13 protein-coding genes and 1 riboswitch are annotated in these 16230 nt (G+C 60.7%); of the genes, 7 read left to right on the top strand and 6 right to left on the bottom strand.

Annotation, left to right across the window (positions count from 1 at the left end; all coding sequences use genetic code 11):
* The first annotated feature begins 52 nt into the window (after window positions 1-52).
* Complete coding sequence (gene bacA, locus KHA73_RS20715) at window positions 53-877, top strand: undecaprenyl-diphosphate phosphatase (protein ID WP_234586386.1); 825 nt, start codon at window positions 53-55, stop codon at window positions 875-877.
* Window positions 878-917: 40 nt separating this feature from the next.
* Here the strand turns inward: bacA and KHA73_RS20710 are convergent, their stop codons facing one another.
* A complete protein-coding gene (locus KHA73_RS20710; protein WP_234586385.1) occupies window positions 918-2162 on the bottom strand; it encodes a multifunctional CCA addition/repair protein in 1245 nt (414 codons plus the stop codon).
* A 121-nt stretch (window positions 2163-2283) separates the two neighbouring features.
* Window positions 2284-2904: a TIGR04211 family SH3 domain-containing protein gene (locus KHA73_RS20705; RefSeq protein WP_234586384.1), complete on the bottom strand. Its 621-nt coding sequence runs from the start codon at window positions 2902-2904 to the stop codon at window positions 2284-2286.
* Between the two features lie 278 nt (window positions 2905-3182).
* Here KHA73_RS20705 and KHA73_RS20700 point away from each other — a divergent pair, with 278 nt between their 5' ends.
* The 3 genes from KHA73_RS20700 (at window position 3183) to hldE (ending at window position 8874) form a co-directional block, all read left to right on the top strand.
* Window positions 3183-4490 carry a CYTH domain-containing protein gene (locus KHA73_RS20700; protein ID WP_234586383.1) on the top strand — a complete coding sequence of 436 codons (1308 nt, stop codon included), beginning with the start codon at window positions 3183-3185 and terminating at the stop codon, window positions 4488-4490.
* Between the two features lie 39 nt (window positions 4491-4529).
* A complete protein-coding gene (gene glnE, locus KHA73_RS20695) occupies window positions 4530-7367 on the top strand; it encodes a bifunctional [glutamate--ammonia ligase]-adenylyl-L-tyrosine phosphorylase/[glutamate--ammonia-ligase] adenylyltransferase (RefSeq protein WP_234586381.1) in 2838 nt (945 codons plus the stop codon).
* Between the two features lie 76 nt (window positions 7368-7443).
* Entirely contained in the window at window positions 7444-8874 is a 1431-nt protein-coding gene (gene hldE, locus KHA73_RS20690; RefSeq protein ID WP_234586379.1) for a bifunctional D-glycero-beta-D-manno-heptose-7-phosphate kinase/D-glycero-beta-D-manno-heptose 1-phosphate adenylyltransferase HldE, read from the top strand.
* 45 nt (window positions 8875-8919) lie between these two features.
* On the opposite strand, the gene ubiK is transcribed toward hldE, so the two are convergent.
* Window positions 8920-9195 carry a ubiquinone biosynthesis accessory factor UbiK gene (gene ubiK, locus KHA73_RS20685; protein WP_234586378.1) on the bottom strand — a complete coding sequence of 92 codons (276 nt, stop codon included), beginning with the start codon at window positions 9193-9195 and terminating at the stop codon, window positions 8920-8922.
* 147 nt (window positions 9196-9342) lie between these two features.
* Window positions 9343-9503, top strand: a riboswitch (FMN riboswitch).
* A 110-nt stretch (window positions 9504-9613) separates the two neighbouring features.
* Between ubiK and ribB the strand changes: the two genes are divergently transcribed.
* Complete coding sequence (ribB, locus tag KHA73_RS20680) at window positions 9614-10267, top strand: 3,4-dihydroxy-2-butanone-4-phosphate synthase (RefSeq protein WP_234586376.1); 654 nt, start codon at window positions 9614-9616, stop codon at window positions 10265-10267.
* Window positions 10268-10338: 71 nt separating this feature from the next.
* Here the strand turns inward: ribB and KHA73_RS20675 are convergent, their stop codons facing one another.
* Window positions 10339-11859 carry an alkaline phosphatase gene (locus KHA73_RS20675; protein ID WP_234586375.1) on the bottom strand — a complete coding sequence of 507 codons (1521 nt, stop codon included), beginning with the start codon at window positions 11857-11859 and terminating at the stop codon, window positions 10339-10341.
* 302 nt (window positions 11860-12161) lie between these two features.
* Between KHA73_RS20675 and ygiD the strand changes: the two genes are divergently transcribed.
* Window positions 12162-12944, top strand: coding sequence for a 4,5-DOPA-extradiol-dioxygenase (ygiD, locus tag KHA73_RS20670; RefSeq protein WP_234586374.1), 783 nt, complete (start codon window positions 12162-12164; stop codon window positions 12942-12944).
* A 48-nt stretch (window positions 12945-12992) separates the two neighbouring features.
* On the opposite strand, the gene KHA73_RS20665 is transcribed toward ygiD, so the two are convergent.
* Both KHA73_RS20665 and KHA73_RS20660 read right to left on the bottom strand, forming a co-directional pair.
* Window positions 12993-14153 carry a glutathionylspermidine synthase family protein gene (locus KHA73_RS20665; protein ID WP_234586373.1) on the bottom strand — a complete coding sequence of 387 codons (1161 nt, stop codon included), beginning with the start codon at window positions 14151-14153 and terminating at the stop codon, window positions 12993-12995.
* Window positions 14154-14156: 3 nt separating this feature from the next.
* Window positions 14157-14825: a DUF1190 family protein gene (locus KHA73_RS20660; RefSeq protein ID WP_234586372.1), complete on the bottom strand. Its 669-nt coding sequence runs from the start codon at window positions 14823-14825 to the stop codon at window positions 14157-14159.
* A gap of 325 nt (window positions 14826-15150) precedes the next feature.
* On the opposite strand from KHA73_RS20660, the gene dhaK reads away from it, so the two are divergent.
* On the top strand, window positions 15151-16221 hold the full coding sequence (gene dhaK, locus KHA73_RS20655; RefSeq protein WP_234586371.1) for a dihydroxyacetone kinase subunit DhaK: 1071 nt from the start codon (window positions 15151-15153) through the stop codon (window positions 16219-16221).
* Window positions 16222-16230: the final 9 nt, after the last annotated feature.

The following is a 16230-nucleotide window of genomic DNA, read 5'->3' as shown; positions in this document are numbered from 1 at the left end:
ACTGCCGCTTTTTTATGTTTATAGCCGTAAATTTATGGGGTGATCGAAGCACATGGCGGACATGCATTCACTGTTTATCGCGTTTGTTCTTGGGGTGGTTGAAGGGTTAACGGAGTTTTTGCCGGTGTCTTCCACCGGGCACATGATCATTGTGGGCGAGTGGCTGGGCTTTACCGGCGACAAGGCCAAAACCTTTGAGGTTATCATTCAGCTGGGGTCGATTCTGGCGGTGGTGGTGATGTTCTGGCGCCGCCTGTTCGGCCTGATCGGCATTCATTTTGGCGGTAAACCTGTTGAGCACGAAGGTAAAACTTCAGGCCAACTGAAGCTGGGCCACATTCTGCTGGCGATGATCCCGGCGGTAGTGTTGGGGCTGGCGTTCCACGATTTCATCAAATCGCTGTTCGCGCCGAAAAACGTGATGTACGCATTGGTGGTTGGCGGCCTGCTGCTGCTGGCGGCGGAATGGCTGAAGCCGAAAAAGCCGAGCGCGGAAGGGCTGGATGACATTACCTACCGCCAGGCGTTCATGATTGGCTGCTTCCAGTGTCTGGCGCTGTGGCCGGGCTTCTCCCGTTCTGGCTCCACCATCGCCGGCGGCATGCTGGTGGGCGTGAACCGTTACGCGGCCTCTGAGTTTTCCTTCATTCTGGCGGTGCCGATGATGATCGGCGCCAGCGGCCTGGATTTGTACAAGAGCCTGCATTTCCTGACGATGGGTGACTTGCCGATGTTCGCCGTCGGTTTCGTCACCGCCTTCGTGGTGGCGCTGATTGCGATCAAGACCTTCTTGTCGCTGATCAAACGCATCTCGTTTGTGCCCTTCGCCATCTACCGCTTTATCGTTGCCGCCGTGGTTTATATGGTCTTCATGTAAGCGGCGATGCTAATAAAAAACCCCGCATTGCGGGGTTTTTTTATGCCTGTTCCGGCAGAATATCCTGAGTGAGCTTCCAGTCGGCCAGCGCCTGTTGGCGACGGCGTTTGAGCTCGTCGCGGATCGCCAGGCCCTGCAGCCCGCTGGCCACCACCTCTTTAATCGACACCGCATTGGCCACCTGGTAGGCCTGGCGTAAATAGTCGCCCTGCGGATACGGATTATTCTCGAAGCCGGTGCGGCCGCGCGCGTCCGCTTCGCTGGTCAGGATCATTTGCTCCAGCCGCTGTGGCTTACGCCATACGTCCACGGCATCGAACAGCTTCAGCAGGGTTTCCGGCCGCAGCTTGTTTACCGTATGGATCAGGTCATGATATTCAGCCACCAGCCTGGCCAGATCGCGCACCGGGTTGGGCACCCGCAGGCGCTGGCACAATGCCTCGACCAGCCGAACCCCGGCCGGGCCGTGGCCGTGATGGTGCGGCCAGAACTCTTTCGGCGTCAGCCCCTTGCCGAGATCGTGACACAGCGCGGAGAAGCGCACGTCCACCTCCGGGCTGAGCTGCGCCGCGATCGCCAGCGTCATCAGCGTGTGGACGCCGGTGTCGATCTCTGGGTGCCACTTGGCCGGCGCAGGCACGCCGAACAGGGCGTCGATCTCCGGAAACAGCACCGCCAGGGCGTCGCAGTCGCGCAGCGCCTGGAAATACACCTGCGGGCTCTGGCTCTGCAGCGCCTTCTCGGTTTCTTTCCACACCCGCTCGGCGGTCAGCGCCGCCAGCTCGCCGCCGTGTGCCATATTGCGCATCAGCGCCAGGGTTTCCTCCGCGATGCGGAATCCAAGATGGGCGAAGCGGGCGGCGAAACGCGCCACGCGCAGCACACGCAGCGGATCTTCGCCAAAGGCGTCGGAAACGTGGCGCAGCACGCGTGCCTGCAGGTCCGCCACGCCATGGTAGGGATCAATCAGCTCGCCGTCGGCGGAGCGGGCAATAGCGTTGATGGTCAGATCGCGGCGCATCAGGTCTTCTTCAAGGGTAACGTCCGGCGCGGCGTAGCAGGTGAAACCGGTATAGCCTTGGCCGGATTTGCGCTCGGTGCGGGCCAGCGCGTATTCCTCGTGGGTTTCAGGATTGAGGAAGACCGGGAAGTCTTTACCGACCTGCTGATAACCCATCGCCAGCAGCTCAGCCGGCGTGGCGCCTACCACCACCCAGTCGCGGTCGAACACCGGGATATCGAGCAGGCCGTCGCGGACGGCGCCGCCGACCAGGTAAATCTTCACTGTTAACTCCGAATTTGTCTTGGGGCTCTGCTTATCAGATTACATCAATTGGCGGCGGGATGTCGGCGCCAATAAAAAGGGCGCCCGCAGGCGCCCAAATTCAAACTGAACGAAACGGCAATCAGTTCATCCAGCGGTTGTTGTTTTTGCGGCGCGGGATCAGGTGCGGCAGCAACAGCCCCAGCAGCAGGCCGACGCCGGCCACGCCACCGCCGTACATGAACCACTGCAGGATAATGGTGCGCTGCTTGTCGTCGAGCTGCAAATTGACCGCGCTAACCTTCTTCTGCGCGACCACCAGCTGGTTTTTCAGATCCTGGTTTTCCTGCTGCAGACCGCTGATGGTGCCGTCGCTGCCCGCCACTTTTTGCTGCATTTCCGCAGTGCGCTGGTTCCAGCTGTTGTCGATGTTGGCCAGCTTGTCAGTCAGGGTTTTCACCTGCTGTTCCAGCTCGGGCACGCGGGTGCGCAGGCTCGGCGTTTGGCTCAGCTGATCGAGCGGGATCCAGGTGGTGCGGCCTTTAGGATCACGGATCTGGCCGTAATTGGTCGCGTCATTTACGCTCAACAGGGTGACTTCTTCACCGGCGTTCAGGGTACCGACAATGCGGTACTGGTTGCCTGGGCCGCTATGGACGTAAGTGCTCAATTCATCGGAGATATAACGTTTATCTTCGGCATGTGCGCCCCAAGTGATGCTGAAGCTCAGCACGGCAAGGCAAATTAGGCGTAATTTCTGCATTAGTTCATCGTTTCTGTGTGAATTTATGGAACGATAGTAGAGCGTTCAGTCTGACGACGCAACGCTAAAACCGGAATGAGAACTATCTTACTGTGGCAGATTCTGTGAGTTGCGCAGCGTTTTATAACGTAACAGGTTTTTTCTGCAGTTAGCAGGGTTAAGGGGCCGGGAATCGCGGTAAGATAACGGCAACCGTGCGTCATCGGGCGGCATGCGGCAGGCCAAGGCTGTGCCGCGCAGCCAGACGTGAATGCGTAACCTATTGGTGTAAAAGACTTATGACCGTTGAAATAGAACTGAAATTTATCGCCACTCCCGAAGCGGTCGCCGCATTGCCGCAGCAGCTGGCGGCCTGGCCCAATCAGCATTCCGCACCGCAGAAGCTGACCAATATTTATTTCGAAACCGCCGACAATTTCCTGCGTGGCCAGGATATGGGCCTGCGCATCCGCGGGTTCGACGACAGTTATGAAATGACCATCAAAACCGCCGGCAAAGTGGTGGGCGGTCTGCATCAGCGGCCGGAGTACAACGTCGCCATCGCTGCGCCGGAATTGGCGCTGGAACAGTTCCCGGCGGATATCTGGCCGCAGGGGTGCGATCTCAACGCGCTGCAACAGGCGCTGCAGCCGCTGTTCCGCACCGATTTCGTGCGTGAGAAGTGGGTGGTCACTTACGGTAAAAGCGAGATTGAGATTGGCCTCGATCAGGGCGAGGTCCGCGCTGGTGAGTTGAGCGAGGCGCTGTGCGAGGTGGAACTGGAGCTTAAGCAGGGCAACACTGAGGATCTGCTGGCGCTGGCCAACGCGTTGGCGGAGCACGGCGGATTGCGCCAGGGCAGCCTGAGCAAGGCGGCGCGCGGCTATCATTTGGCGCAGGGCGACGTTGCGCGCGAGCGCCGTCAGCTGGGCGTACTGAAGCCGGCGGCCAAGTCCAGCGTTGAGCAGGGCATGATCGCCAGCTTTGAACTGGCGCTCAGCCACTGGCAATACCATGAAGAACTGTGGCTGCGCGGCGACGCTCAGGCCCGTCGCTCGGTGATGGAGGCGATTGCGCTGATCCGCCAGGCGTTGGTCATTTTCGGCGGCCTGGTGCCGCGCAAGGCCAGCGCCGATTTGCGCACGCGTCTCACTGCGCTGGAGCCGCTGCTGGTGGACAAAACCACCCAGCCGCAGGTGCTGTGCTACAGCGCAGAGTACCTGCAGTGTAAGTTGGCGCTCACATCTTGGCTGGTGACCGGCGCTTGGCGCCCGTTCGTCGACGCCAAGGCGCAGGCCAAGCTGGACGGTTCCTTCAAACGTTTTTGCGACATCATGCTGGGGCGCAGCGCCGCCGAGCTGAAAGAGGCCTTCAACCGCACGCTGAATGAAGATGAATACCAGGAACAGCTGCCGCGCCTGACGCGCCAGGTGTCGGCGTTTATCCTGCTCTCCGGAGCCTATCCCGACGAGCAGACCGGGCCTTACATCGACAGCTGGCGCGAGCTGCAGCTGGCGCTGGCCGAACGCCGCCAGGGCTGGTATGAAGCCAGCCGCAAGCAGGCCTTATCCCATGCGCCATTCTGGTTAAACGGCGCGCTTCGTTAATCAAGCCGGCCTGCCAGGCCGCAGAACGGGTCATACACTATGTTGCCACTCTCAGCAGCGTTACAGGCTCAGGCACAGCAGGTTGTGCAGCGTTTTCGGGATGCTCATGGCGCAGACTGCGCGTTCAGCGAGCAGGAACAGTGGGTGCTGGCGTCGAGCGATTTCGTCTGCGACATGCTGCTCGGCCAGCCGGCGTGGCTGGCGACGCTGCGCGAGCAGCCGCCCGCACCCGGCGAGTGGCAGCATTACGCCGCCTGGCTGCAGGACGATTTGGAAGAGGTGCGCGACGAAGCCGGGTTGATGCGCGCGCTGCGGCTGTTCCGCCGCGAGACGCTGGTGCGAATCGCCTGGTCGCAGGCGCTGGGCCAGTGCACCACCGAAGAAACGCTGCTGCAGCTGAGCGGGTTGGCGGAAACGCTGATCGTCAGCGCGCGCGACTGGCTGTATCAGACTTGCTGCCGAGAATGGGGCACGCCGTGCAACGCGCAGGGTGAACCGCAGCCGCTGCTGATCCTCGGCATGGGCAAGCTGGGCGGCGGCGAACTGAATTTCTCCTCGGATATCGATCTGATCTTCGCTTACCCGGAAAACGGCCAAACCCAGGGCGGCCGGCGCCAGTTGGACAACGCGCAGTTCTTTACCCGGCTTGGCCAGCGGCTGATCAAGGCGCTGGATCAGCAGACCATCGACGGTTTCGTTTACCGGGTTGATATGCGCCTGCGCCCGTTCGGCGACAGCGGGCCGCTGGTGATGAGCTTCGCCGCGCTGGAGGATTATTATCAGGAGCAGGGGCGCGACTGGGAGCGCTACGCCATGGTGAAGGCGCGGCTGATGGGCGGTTCGGAAGACGCCTACAGCCAGGAGCTGCGCAAGACCCTGCGGCCATTCGTGTTCCGCCGCTATATCGACTTCAGCGTGATCCAGTCGCTGCGCAACATGAAGGGCATGATCGCGCGTGAAGTGCGGCGGCGCGGGCTGAAAGACAACATCAAGCTGGGCGCCGGCGGCATTCGGGAAATCGAGTTCATCACCCAGGTCTTCCAGCTGATCCGCGGCGGGCGCGAACCGGCGCTGCAGGGGCGTTCGCTGTTGCCGACGCTACAGGCGGTGGGCAAGCTGGGGCTGCTGGAAGCCGGGCAGGTGCAGGCGCTGAGCGCCAGCTATCTGTTCCTGCGGCGATTGGAAAACCTGTTGCAGGCGATCGCCGATCAGCAAACCCAGACGCTGCCGCAGGATGCGCTCGATCAGGCGCGTCTGGCTCAGGGCATGGGGCTGGCGGATTGGCCGGCGCTGCTGGCGGCGCTGGAGGTGCATATGCAGGCGGTGAGGGCGGTATTTGACGACCTGATCGGTGACGATACCCCCGATGTAGGCGAAGATCCCGATTACCAGCACTATCACAGCCTGTGGCAGGATGCGCTGGAGGAAAACGAACTGGCACCGTTGACGCCGCACCTGGACGAAGCGGCGCGGCGGCAGATGCTGCGCAGCATCGCCGAGTTTCGTCACGACGTCGACAAGCGCACCATCGGCCCGCGCGGCCGCGACGTGCTGGATCAACTGATGCCGCGCCTGCTGGCGGAGGTGTGCCCGCGCCAGGATGCGCCGACGGCGCTGTCGCGGCTGACCCTGTTGTTGTTGAGCATCGTCACCCGCACCACCTACCTCGAACTGCTGGTGGAATACCATGCGGCGCTCAGCCATTTGATTCGCCTGTGCGCCGCCTCGCCGATGGTCGCCAACCAGCTGTCGCGCTATCCGCTGCTGCTGGACGAGCTGTTGGATACCGCCACTCTGTACCAGCCGGTGGCGCCGGACGCCTATCGCAGCGAGTTGCGTCAGTATCTGCTGCGGGTGCCGGAAGACGACGAAGAGCAAAAGCTGGAGGCGCTGCGCCAGTTCAAGCAGGCGCAGCAGTTGCGTATCGCCGCGGCGGATATCGCCGAGGCGCTGCCGGTGATGAAAGTAAGCGATCACCTCACTTATCTGGCGGAGGCGATCATCGACGCGGTGGTGCAACAGGCCTGGGGCGACATGGTAGCGCGCTACGGCCAGCCTGCCCACCTGCAGGAGCGCGAAGGGCGCGGTTTTGCGGTGATCGGCTACGGCAAGCTGGGCGGCTGGGAGCTGGGTTACAGTTCTGACCTCGATCTGGTGTTTCTGCTGGATTGCCCGCCGGAGGTGATGACCGACGGCGAACGCAGCATCGACGGCCGCCAGTTCTATCTGCGCCTGGCCCAGCGGGTGATGCACCTGTTCAGCACTCGCACTTCGTCCGGCATTCTGTACGAAGTGGATGCCCGCCTGCGGCCTTCCGGCGCCGCCGGCATGCTGGTCAGCACCGTTGAGGCGTTTGCCGATTACCAGCAGAACGAAGCCTGGACCTGGGAACATCAGGCTCTGGTGCGCGCGCGCATCGTGCACGGCGACCCGGCGTTGCATCAGCAGTTTGCCGCCATTCGCCGCGAAATCCTGTGCAAAGCGCGCGAGCCGGAAACGCTGCGGCGCGAAGTGCGCGAGATGCGCGAGAAAATGCGCAACCATCTGGGCAGCAAGCAGCGCGATCTGTTTGATATCAAAGCCGATGAAGGCGGTATCACCGATATCGAATTTATCGCCCAATATCTGGTCTTAGGCTATGCGAACGCCGAACCGCGCCTGACGCGCTGGTCGGATAACGTGCGCATCTTCGAGCTGATGGCCAACTACGACATCATGCCGGAAGAAGAAGCGCGCGCGCTGACCCAGGCCTACGTCACCATGCGCGATGAGATCCATCATCTGGCGCTGCAGGAGCATTCCGGCAAGGTTGGCGGCGGGCTGTTCGCCGCCGAACGCGAGCAGGTGCGCGCCAGCTGGAGCAAATGGCTGGGCTAATACGTTTTGCAGGTATTCCGGAGGTCTGTGGTAATATCTGCGCCACTAAAATTTTGTTCTTTTTTGGAGTTATCGGATGAAAGTTACGCTGCCTGATTTTCGCCGCGCCGGTGTACTGGTGGTAGGCGACGTCATGTTGGATCGCTATTGGTATGGGCCGACCAGCCGTATTTCACCGGAAGCCCCGGTGCCGGTAGTCAAGGTCGATACCATCGAAGAGCGTCCCGGCGGCGCGGCTAACGTGGCGATGAACATTGCTGCGCTGGGCGCCAATTCCCGCCTGGTGGGCCTGACCGGCATCGACGATGCGGCGCGGGCGCTGAGCGCCAAACTGAACGAAGTTAACGTGCGCTGCGACTTTGTTTCGGTGCCGACCCATCCGACCATCACCAAGCTGCGCGTGCTGTCGCGCAACCAGCAGCTGATCCGCCTCGACTTCGAAGAAGGTTTCTCCAATGTCGATCCGCAGCCGATGTTTGAGCGCATCCAGCAGGCGCTGCCGCAGATTGGCGCGCTGGTGCTCTCCGACTACGCCAAGGGCGCGCTGAGCCAGGTACAGGGCATGATCCAGCTGGCGCGTGCCGCCAAGGTGCCGGTGCTGATCGATCCGAAAGGCTCTGATTTTGAACGTTATCGCGGCGCTACGCTGCTGACGCCGAACCTGTCCGAATTCGAGGCGGTGGTAGGCCACTGCAAGGATGAAGCCGAGCTGGTGGAACGCGGCATGAAGCTGGTGGCGGATTTTGAGCTGTCCGCGCTGCTGGTGACCCGTTCCGAGCACGGCATGACGCTGCTGCAGCCGGGCATTGCGCCGCTGCACCTGCCGACTCAGGCGCAGGAAGTGTTCGACGTGACCGGCGCCGGCGATACCGTGATAGGCGTGCTGGCCGCCGCTCTGGCCGCAGGCAATACCCTGGAAGAGTCCTGCTTCCTGGCCAACGCCGCTGCCGGCGTGGTGGTCGGTAAACTGGGGACGTCGACCGTTTCGCCGATCGAACTGGAGAACGCGGTGCGCGGCCGCGCCGAAACCGGCTTTGGCGTGATGACCGAAGCCCAGTTGAAAACCGCCGTGGCGCAGGCGCGCCAGCGCGGTGAAAAGGTGGTGATGACCAACGGCATCTTCGACATTCTGCATGCCGGCCACGTTTCCTATCTGGCCAATGCGCGTAAGCTGGGCGATCGGCTGATCGTGGCGGTCAACAGCGACGCTTCCACCAAGCGTCTGAAGGGCGAAACCCGCCCGGTCAACGCGCTGGAAAACCGCATGATAGTATTGGGCGCGCTGGAAGCGGTCGATTGGGTGGTGCCGTTCGAGGAAGATACGCCGCAGCGCCTGATTGCCGATATCCTGCCGGATCTGCTGGTGAAGGGCGGTGATTACAAGCCGGAAGACATCGCCGGCAGCGCCGAGGTGTGGGCTAACGGCGGCGAGGTCAAAGTACTGAACTTTGAAGACGGCCTGTCGACCACCAACATCATCAAGGCCATCAAAGACGGGCGCGGTTAACTCCGGCCTATCAACAAGGGCGCGTTGCCGCGCCCTTGGTAAAAATTATTCGTCTTCCTGCCTGGCGGCCGGCGCCGTATTCAGCTTGTCTTCCAGCTCGGCCATGCGCTGCTCCAGCAACGCCAGCTTCTCGCGGGTGCGCAACAGCACCTGAGTCTGCACGTCGAACTCTTCGCGGTTGACCAAGTCCAGACGGGTCAGCTGCGATTGCAGCACCTGACGGATTTTTTTCTCAACGTCTTCCCCGAATTCACGGACGCCTTTAGGCATGGATTCATGAACCTGGCGCGCGATCTGTTCAATTTTTTTCGGGTCAATCATGGCGTATCCCTTTCAGAGTTTTTAATAGCTGTCGCTTAGTGTAATGCGAGTTGCCCGCCGGATAAACTATTAACCGCATTCGCCGCCTGTGGCTGAATTGTGCTTTTGCCAATTGCCCTGTTTAACCATTAGCGTTATAGTCAATCTGCTTATTCTCAGGGCGGGGTGCAAGTCCCCACCGGCGGTAAATCACCTTCTACGGTGAAAGCCCGCGAGCGCTCAGCCAGCCTGTTAAGGCCGGTTAGAGGTCAGCAGATCCGGTGTAATTCCGGGGCCGACGGTTATAGTCCGGATGGGAGAGAGTAACGGTATCTGCCGGGTTTGCGCCCGCTTGCGTTATTTTTTTAGCTATTGCTAGCTACTCCTCAAGATCGCCCTGGTTCTGGTAATCCATAATTTTCTAATGAGGTTTTTTACCATGAATCAGACGCTACTTTCAGATTTCGGCACGCCGACGGAACGCGTTGAACGCGCTCTTGATGCACTGCGCAACGGGCGCGGCGTAATGGTGCTCGATGACGAAAACCGTGAAAACGAAGGTGATATGATCTTCGCCGCAGAAACCATGACCGTAGAGCAAATGGCGCTGACCATTCGCCACGGCAGCGGTATCGTGTGCCTGTGTATCACCGAAGAACGCCGTCAGCAGCTCGAGCTGCCGATGATGGTGACCAACAACTCCAGCCAGTTCCAGACCGCCTTCACCGTCACCATCGAAGCGGCGCAGGGCGTGACTACCGGGGTTTCCGCTTCCGACCGCCTGACCACCATCCGCGCGGCGGTGGCCGACAACGCCAAGCCGAGCGATTTGAACCGCCCTGGCCACGTGTTCCCGCTGCGTGCGCAGCCGGGCGGCGTGCTGAGCCGCCGCGGCCATACCGAAGCGACTATCGATCTGGTGGCGATGGCCGGTTTCAAACCTGCCGGCGTGCTGTGCGAACTGACCAACGATGACGGCAGCATGGCGCATGCGCCGGAAGTGATCGCATTCGCCAAACAGCACGACATGGTGGTGCTGACCATCGAGGATCTGGTGGCCTACCGTCAGGCCCATGAGCAGAAAGCCAGCTGATCCAGCCTGAGCTTTCGACGATAAAAAAAGCCGCGTTATGCGGCTTTTTTTATGCGTCAGAGCAGAGGGTATTACCGTTTTGACAGCCGCTCGCCGATGCGGCTGGCGTAATTCATCACGTGGAAGCTGTAGTTTTCTTCGACCGTGCCCTGGAACAGATGCGCCCAGGGGCCGATGGCATAGATGCCGAGATCTTCACCGCCGTGGGTTTCGCTTTTCATCGGCACCAGCGCCGGCTGGATAAAGTCGGGCGCGGTGGCCTGCTCCATGGTAAGCATCGGGCGTTCCGTCAGCGGGATGGCGCCGCCGGGGCCGTTGGCGAAGCCGAGGGTGGTGTAAGGTTTGCCGTCGCTGCCCAGCATGGGTTTACCGTCAACGCCCAGCGAAATGCCGAGGATCGGATTGCCGCGTTTGGCGTAGCCGGCAATGGTCAGCGTATGGCTGTGATCGCCGGTCACAATGACCAGCGTATCGTCCACGTTGACCTTGCTGATGATGGTCTTCACCGCCTCGTTAAGCGCGACGGCGTCCGTCAGGGTGCGGTAGGCGTTGCCGTTGTGGCTGCCGTGATCGATGCGCCCGCCTTCAACCAGCAGCAGGTAGCCCTCGGGGTTCTTGCTCAGTATATCGATGGCCTTGCCGGCCATTTCCGCCAGCGAGGGCTCACCCGCCGCATCCTGTCGCCGGTCGTGCTCGAAATTCATGTGCGAAGGTTCAAACAGCGCCAGCACATGATCGACATTGGCGGGATCGAGCTTATCGAACTGCGCCAGATTCCACACATAGCTGCCGCGTGCGCCATAGCGTTTAAGCCAGGCCTGCGTCAGATCCCGGCCATCCTTTCTGGCCCCGCGTTTGTCGGGATATTCAGGGTCGATTGCGCTGTCGGGGAGGAAGTTGGCGCGTCCGCCGCCCATAGCGACGTTGAGGCCGTTGCCATATTTCATTTCCACCAGTTGGCTGGCGATATCGCGGCAGCCGGCCGCCAGGGCGTCTGCAGGCATTTTGGCATCGGATTCCCAGTCGCGGTTGGCGATATGCGCGTAGGTGGCGCCCGGGGTGGCATGGGTGACGGTGGCGGTGGTGATCGCACCGGTAGACATCCCCAGCGTAGCGGCCATTTCCCACAGGGTGGTCACCGCTTTGGTTTTTTGGTCCTCGCAGCTGTTGAGGGTTGCGGTATGGTCCAGCCCCATCAGGTCATTGATGGTTTTAACGCCGGTGGTCATCGCCACCGCGCTTGGCGCGGAGTCGGTGATCTGGGCGTTGGCGGAGTAGGTTTTGGCGGCCGCCAGATAGGGGAAGGCCTCCCACGCCAGCACGTTGGATTCGCCGTCAACGCCGCGCTGCTGCCCTTCAAAAATGCGTGCGGCGGTAACGGTTGAAAAACCCATGCCGTCACCGACCACCAGGATGACGTTTTTTGCCTGACGGGTATTTATTTGCTGCGCCAGTATGCGCTGCAGCTGTTCCTGCGCCTGGGTGAAATAAGGATCGTCCCGCTGCACCAGCTGGGCTTCTTCCTCTGCGTTTGCGGTTGCCGTCCAGGCGATAAGCAGGGAGATTGAGAGAGCCAGAGTGGATCTGAACATATATTCCTCCTTGGTTATGCTGTATTTCCCATGTTGCCGAATGCCGCCGGCAGCGACGTCCATTGTATGTTTTGCGTTCAAAAAGAATACGCAAATTGTTCATAAATCAGACTTGGGTGGCAGTAATACTTTGATATTCATAAAGGTTATGGAATGTGTTCGAAGTATTTCCCACCCAGCGCTCGCCTGATGTTAACCATTCAAATTTATTGAATATCATCATCACCGTTATCCGGCTGTGTCGGCGTGGCAAAGGGCGTAATCTAATCGCCATAACGCAGATGATTAACCAAGGAAACGCTATGAACACCTCTCGTATGCCTGCACTTTTTCTCGGCCACGGCAGCCCGATGAACGTGCTGGAAGAAAATCGCTACACCCAGGCATGGCGTGCGTTGGGTGAGTCATTGCCGCGTCCGAAGGCGATAGTGGCGGTTTCCGCCCACTGGTACACCCGCGGCACCGCAGTGACGGCGATGGAGAAACCGAAGACGATCCACGATTTCGGCGGTTTCCCGCAGGCGCTGTTTGACACGCAATACCCGGCGCCGGGTTCGCCGGCACTGGCGGCGCAGCTGCAGCAGCTATTGACGCCGGCGAAGGTGACTGCGGATCTCAGCGAGTGGGGTCTGGATCACGGCACCTGGGGGGTGTTGATCAAAATGTATCCCGACGCGGATATTCCGGTGGTGCAGTTGAGCATCGACGGCACCCAACCGGCGGCTTACCACTATGAGCTGGGCCGTAAGCTGGCCGCGCTGCGCGAGCAGGGGGTGATGATAGTCGCCAGCGGCAATGTGGTGCACAACCTGCGCATGGTGAAGTGGCAGGGCGATACCAGCCCCTATCCCTGGGCGGAGTCTTTCAACCGTTTTGTGCGTGATAACCTGACTTACCAGGGTGACCAACACCCGCTGGTGAATTTTATGCAACATGACGGGGCGGGGTTGTCGAACCCGACGCCGGAACACTATCTGCCACTGCTGTACGTGCTCGGTAGCTGGGACGGCCGGGAAGCGATTAGCGTGCCGATAGACGGCATTGAAATGGGGGCGTTAAGCATGCTCTCGGTGCAGGTAGGCTAAATAAAAAACGCCAGTCTTTGACTGGCGTTTTCACTTTCAGAGCCGCAGTTAGCCAAGTATGGTATGCGGATAGAAGCGCGAAAGATCCTGAGTGATCAGTTCACGATCTTCACGCAGGCCAATGCCGCACGGCCGATCGTTGACAAGCCAGCTGCCGATCAGCGTATAGCTGCCTTCAAACTGCGGCAGCGCGTGGAACTGCTGCACAATCATGCCTTCTTCACCGTAAGGGCCATCGACGCGCGCCACTTCCTGACCGTTTTCGACAATCTGGATATTGGCACCTTCGCGCGAGAACAGCGGTTTGGTGACGTAATGATCCAGCTGCGGGTGATCGTCTTGCGCGAAGTAGGCCGGCAACAGGTTCGGATGGTTCGGGAACATCTCCCACAGCAGCGGCAGCAGCGCCTTGTTGGAGATGATGCTTTTCCAGGCCGGCTCCAGCCAGCGCACGCCGGCGTCTTCCAGCTTGGTCGAGAACATCTCGCGCAGCATAAACTCCCACGGATACAGCTTGAACAGGTTGCCGATCACCTGATCCTGCAAATCGGTGAACTGGCCTTTTTCGCCGAGGCCAATCTCTTCCATAAACAGGAACTCGGTCGGCAGGCCGGCCTCCAGCGCGCAGTCCTGCAGATATTGCACGGTGCCGCGATCTTCCTCGCTGTCCTGGCAGCAGGCCAGGTGCAGCAGGCCAAAGCCGTGCTGCGCTTTTAGCTCGGCGAAGCGCTCGATCAGCTTCTCCTGCAGGCTGTTGTACTGGTCCGATTCCGGATCCAGCTTGCCGGCGTTGATCTGGTCTTCCAGCCACAGCCATTGGAAAAAGGCCGCTTCGTACAGTGAGGTTGGCGTATCGGCGTTGTTCTCCAGCAGCTTCGGCGGGTTGACGCCGTCGTAGGCCAGATCGAGGCGCGAATACAGCGAAGGCTGGTTGGTGCGCCAGGAGCTGCGCACGAACTCCCAGGTGTGTTTCGGGATGCAGAACTTGGCCATCAGCTCGTCGCTGGCGACCACTTTCTCCACCACCTGCAGACACATCTGGTGCAGTTCGGCGGTAACGCTTTCGATCTCTTCAATCTGCGCCAGCGTGAACTGGTAATAGGCGTCTTCACACCAGTAGGGTTCGCCGTACATGGTGTGGAATTTGAAGCCGAATTCAGTGGCTTTTTCGCGCCAGTCCGGGCGCTCGGCAATTGCAACGCGTTTCATGCATCAACCGCCCATGCTGCGAGAGCTGGAGTTGGAGGTGGCGCTGCTGCGCTGCATGCTGGTCTGCTTGGCTACGGTTTCACCGAAGCCGCCGCGGGTTACGGTGTTGGTGACCGCAGGCTTTGGCGCCATGGCGGTTTTCGGTACCGTCATGGTGCGGCCGCCGGCGGTGGCCGGGCCGTAGCTTTTACCGCTGGCGTCGACGAACTTGCCGTTAGCCGGGCTGGCGGCGTTTTTGGAGGTGAACAGCGGCTGCTGGGCAAAGCCGGAGCCGCCCATCATGCGGCCCATCATGTAGCCGGCCATCAGCGGCATCCAGAAGCTGCCGCTGCTTTGCGATTCCGCCGCCATGCCCGCCTGCGCCGGGGCAGGCGTTTGGGTGCACTGCGCTTCGCCGAACTCGGCGACGCAGTCTTCGCGGGTGGCGTATTTAGGCGCGGTTTTTTCGGCTTCTTTCAGCGCGTTGTTGTAGGCGGTGGTGCACTGTTCGCTCATCGAAGGATTCGAACGCGAGCAGTCGTCGGCATTCTGATACATGGAGACGGTTTCGTCGCTCTTCTCGCAGCCGGCCAGCATAAAGGCGGCGCCGATCGCCAAGGCCACGGGCGCTACGCGATAGCTGCGCCAGGATTTGCGGAACGTCTCTTGGTTGATGTTTTTTGTCCGTTTCATCGTTATCAATCCCATCTGCGGGCTGTTTTCGCCCTTTCCCAGTAGTGGCGCTAAGGATAGGGGAAACATGGTCAAAATTAAAGCTGAAACACCCGTAGAATCCACTCTTTACGCAGCTATACGTTAGGTTGTGCGCCAGTTCGCTTTCACGGCGAAAAAACCGCCGCCGCAGTTTCATTATGAAACGTTCGCAGCATAATCAGGTTCCATAATGGAACGAAAACGGCACGGCTCGCCAGGCCGCCTTCAGGGCTTATAGTCAAATCTGATACAACCCGGCCACGGCCCGGCGCGTTGCGCCCCTTGGCCTAACGAGGAACTAACCGTGAAGAAACTGATCAATCAGGTTGAGTCGGTGCTGGATGAGCAGCTGCAGGGGCTGGCCGAGGCGCACCCCGAGCTGCTGGTGCATCAGGAGCCGGTGTTTGTCACCCGCGCCGATGCGCCGGTGGCGGGCAAGGTGGCACTCCTGTCCGGTGGCGGCAGCGGCCATGAACCGATGCACTGCGGGTTCGTTGGCGAAGGCATGCTCGACGGCGCCTGCCCGGGGGAGATTTTCACCTCGCCGACGCCGGACAAAATGTATGAGTGCGGCCAGGCGATCGACGGCGGCGCCGGGGTGCTGTTGCTGATCAAAAACTACACCGGCGACGTACTGAACTTTGAAACCGCCACCGAACTCTTGCACGACAGCGGGGTGCAGGTGGCCACGGTGCTGGTGGACGACGATGTGGCGGTCAAGGACAGCCTGTTCACCGCCGGGCGGCGCGGGGTGGCGAATACCGTGCTGATGGAAAAGCTGCTGGGTGCCGCCGCCGTGCGCGGCGACGATCTGGACAGCCTGGTGACGCTGGGCCACAGCATCAACAATCACGGCCATTCGATTGGCATTGCGCTGGGCGCCTGCACGGTGCCGGCGGCCGGCAAGCCGTCGTTTACCCTGGCGGAGAACGAGATGGAATTCGGCGTCGGCATTCACGGCGAGCCGGGCATTGCGCGGCGCCCGTTCACCACCCTCAACGCGGCGGTGGACGACATGTTCCATACTCTGATCGACCACGGCCACTACCAGCGCACCATTCGCGTCTGGGATCGCCAACAGGGCGAATGGCGTGATGAAGCCCAGACCAAGCAGCCGCTGACGCGTGGCGACCGGGTTATCGCGCTGGTGAACAACCTGGGGGCCACGCCGCTGTCCGAGCTGTACGGCGTGTACCACCGTTTGGCGGAGCGCTGCGCCGAGGCGGGCATTCTCGTCGAACGCAAGCTGGTGGGGTCTTACTGCACCTCGCTGGACATGCAGGGCGTGTCCATCACGCTGCTGAAAGTGGATGACGAGCTGTTGTCTTTGTGGGATGCGCCGGTGAAAACGCCCGCGCTGCGTTGGGGTTGCTGAGGAGGCGTT

It is taken from the genome of Serratia entomophila, from assembly GCF_021462285.1.
Lineage (GTDB): Bacteria > Pseudomonadota > Gammaproteobacteria > Enterobacterales > Enterobacteriaceae > Serratia > Serratia entomophila.
The sequence above is the reverse complement of the archived record's forward strand: the minus strand, read 5'-3'. Positions and strand labels throughout refer to the sequence as shown.

Excerpts from the sequence above, each read along its gene's own strand:
- bacA (WP_234586386.1), top strand. The coding sequence starts at position 53 with ATGGCGGACATGCATTCACTGTTTATCGCGTTTGTTCTTGGGGTGGTT.
- KHA73_RS20705 (WP_234586384.1), bottom strand. The coding sequence starts at position 2,904 with ATGCAGAAATTACGCCTAATTTGCCTTGCCGTGCTGAGCTTCAGCATC.
- KHA73_RS20700 (WP_234586383.1), top strand. The coding sequence starts at position 3,183 with ATGACCGTTGAAATAGAACTGAAATTTATCGCCACTCCCGAAGCGGTC.
- glnE (WP_234586381.1), top strand. The coding sequence starts at position 4,530 with ATGTTGCCACTCTCAGCAGCGTTACAGGCTCAGGCACAGCAGGTTGTG.
- hldE (WP_234586379.1), top strand. The coding sequence starts at position 7,444 with ATGAAAGTTACGCTGCCTGATTTTCGCCGCGCCGGTGTACTGGTGGTA.
- ubiK (WP_234586378.1), bottom strand. The coding sequence starts at position 9,195 with ATGATTGACCCGAAAAAAATTGAACAGATCGCGCGCCAGGTTCATGAA.
- ribB (WP_234586376.1), top strand. The coding sequence starts at position 9,614 with ATGAATCAGACGCTACTTTCAGATTTCGGCACGCCGACGGAACGCGTT.
- KHA73_RS20675 (WP_234586375.1), bottom strand. The coding sequence starts at position 11,859 with ATGTTCAGATCCACTCTGGCTCTCTCAATCTCCCTGCTTATCGCCTGG.
- ygiD (WP_234586374.1), top strand. The coding sequence starts at position 12,162 with ATGAACACCTCTCGTATGCCTGCACTTTTTCTCGGCCACGGCAGCCCG.
- KHA73_RS20665 (WP_234586373.1), bottom strand. The coding sequence starts at position 14,153 with ATGAAACGCGTTGCAATTGCCGAGCGCCCGGACTGGCGCGAAAAAGCC.
- KHA73_RS20660 (WP_234586372.1), bottom strand. The coding sequence starts at position 14,825 with ATGAAACGGACAAAAAACATCAACCAAGAGACGTTCCGCAAATCCTGG.